3 protein-coding genes are annotated in these 2,268 nt (G+C 60.3%); all 3 read right to left on the bottom strand.

Annotation, left to right across the window (positions count from 1 at the left end; all coding sequences use genetic code 11):
* A partial coding sequence (locus EN994_RS27930; protein ID WP_127307989.1) for an extracellular solute-binding protein occupies nt 1–374 on the bottom strand: 374 nt, incomplete at its 3' end.
* Between the two features lie 110 nt (nt 375–484).
* The gene (locus tag EN994_RS27925; RefSeq protein WP_063167588.1) at nt 485–1,630 is read right to left on the bottom strand and encodes an ABC transporter ATP-binding protein; all 1,146 of its coding nucleotides are present in this window, start codon (nt 1,628–1,630) and stop codon (nt 485–487) included.
* Nucleotides 1,631–1,719: 89 nt separating this feature from the next.
* Nucleotides 1,720–2,268, bottom strand: a 549-nt coding sequence (locus EN994_RS27920; protein WP_245466101.1) for a PfkB family carbohydrate kinase, incomplete at its 5' end; no start/stop codon positions are given.

The following is a 2,268-nucleotide window of genomic DNA, read 5'->3' as shown; positions in this document are numbered from 1 at the left end:
ATGATATCCGCGACCTGGCTCTTGTCGAAACCGCTCGCATCCATCATCGAATTCATGTCGGCGAGTGCGCCCTGCGCATTCAGATTGTTCACCCAGGCGCCGTCGAGACCGACGACGTCGCTGAGCGTTCCGGTTGCAGCACCAACCGAGATCTGGTCTCGCGTGGTGGCGTAGGGGCCGCTGACCAGCGTCACCTTGATTCCGGGGTTTGCCGCCTCGAACTCGTCCATAATTGACCTGAGCGAGCCAGCCGGCAATTCGGGCTCCCACCATTGGGTGAATTCCAGCGTCGTATCCGCCATGGCGCCGGTTGCGCCAAGCAACCATGCGGCCGCGGCTATTTTCAGCATCGCGGATTTAATACGAAACGTCATTTTCTCCTCCTTCTTTATATTCGCCCGCACAATGCGGCCGATCGTCTGATTATTCAGAAGTCTTCTTACGCAGGCGCCTCACCCTCGCCCGCGGGTCTTATCGCTGATATTCAGATTGCCAGATGCGTCTCGGGGTCGAAGAAATGGAGCTTGGCATCATCCAGGGCCAAGCTGATTTCCGAGCCGGAGCGGACTGTGCTGACCGGTTCGAATTTCGCCACCGCATTCGACGCCAGGCCGAAATCCTGCACCGCGTCAGGGTCGCCGGAGTCCACCCGGACCGCGTCGATGTTGAGATGGACGATTTGTTCGGATCCGAGTTCTTCGATCGAGGTCACCTTTGCCGGTATCGTCTGATACTTGCGGCCGGATTCGAGACTGCTGTCATAGAGATCCTCCGGTCGTATCCCGAACACGACCTTGCGCCCCGCATACGACCTCAAGCCCGGCCTGCGCACGAAGGCTGCATCCTGCAGCCGGATGGCCAAGGCGCCGGACATCAGTTCGTCGCCCGTCAGGGTTGCCTCGAAAAGATTCATCGAAGGAGACCCGATGAAGCCAGCAACGAAAGCGTTCACCGGCGATTCATAGAGCCTCTTGGGTGCGTCGACCTGCTGCAGCACGCCGCCTTTCAACACCGCGACCCTGTCGCCCATCGTCATGGCTTCGGTTTGGTCGTGGGTCACATATATGGTCGTTACGCCGAGCTGCTTTTGCAGACTGGTGATTTCGGCGCGCATTTGAACACGCAGTTTCGCGTCCAGATTGGAAAGGGGTTCGTCCATGAGAAAGGCTGCCGGCTCGCGCACCATGGCGCGGCCCATGGCAACCCTTTGACGCTGTCCGCCTGAAAGGTTCGCGGGTTTGCTGTCCAGCAGAGACGTCAGTTGAAGGGTTTTGGCGATCTCGTCCACGCGCTTTTTGCGCTCGGCCTTCGGCTTGCCTGCCAGCCGCATCGAAAAGCCAATGTTTTCGAACACGGTCATATGCGGGTAGAGAGCGTAGCTCTGGAAGACCATCGCAATGTCGCGGTCCTTGGGCGGCATGTCGACGACGTCGACCCCGCCGATCCGAAGGCTGCCGCTGGTGACGTCCTCCAATCCCGCGATCATCCGCAACGCGGTGGATTTGCCACAGCCGGACGGCCCGACGAGAATCAAGAACTCGCCGTCCTTGACCGACAGGTTCAATTGGTCGATTGCGTGAAAATTGTTCCCGTATGTCTTGCAGATATTCTCAAGAACGACTTCTGCCATATTCCTCCCTCCACAAGTCTAAGCCACTGATTTTTATGATTGTCCTCGGCTTACGTTCACCTGCGAAATTTTTCCTCGGATAGTTCGGGCTATGTTCCGGTATCAAGCCGCGCATATTTCAGTTCGACTGCCGACGGCGCGTTCGTCGATGCCAGGAGTTCCTTGACCTGGTCGTCGGTCGGAAGCGCCTCGCGCCCGCCCCGCCCCGTTATCGAAAGGGCCGCCGCCGCGGCCGCGAATGCGACCCGGCCTGCGGTGTCGGCCCCGCGCGTCAATGCAAGGGCATAGGCGCCATGAAAGCAGTCACCGGCGCCGGTCGAGTCGACGACGGCAACCCGTTGCGGAGGCAGGTGCCAGAGCCCTGTCTCGTCGCGTCCGCGATAGAAGACGCCTCTGCCGCCATCCGTCAGAACCACGGCGGACCGCGACGGCAACCACAATGCATCGAGTATCTCGGCCGGCGAGTGGCGGCCGGTGGCGGTCCGCGCAAAGCCCAGCGGAAGAATGAGATGGTCGCAGAGCCCGATCAGTCTCTCGGTGGCCGGGCCGTGGCTCCATTCGACATCGCCGAGGATCGCAAGGCCGAGATCGCGAGCCCGAGCCACGAAATCCAGCGACCCGATCCCGTAACTGTCGAC

The sequence above is a fragment of the Mesorhizobium sp. M7A.F.Ca.CA.002.09.1.1 genome, assembly GCF_003998555.1.
GTDB lineage: Bacteria > Pseudomonadota > Alphaproteobacteria > Rhizobiales > Rhizobiaceae > Mesorhizobium > Mesorhizobium ciceri.
Note: the sequence above shows the minus strand (reverse complement) of the source record. Positions and strands in the feature narration are given on the sequence as shown.

Coding starts and splice junctions, on each gene's coding strand:
- EN994_RS27925 (WP_063167588.1), bottom strand. CDS start 1,630: ATGGCAGAAGTCGTTCTTGAGAATATCTGCAAGACATACGGGAACAAT.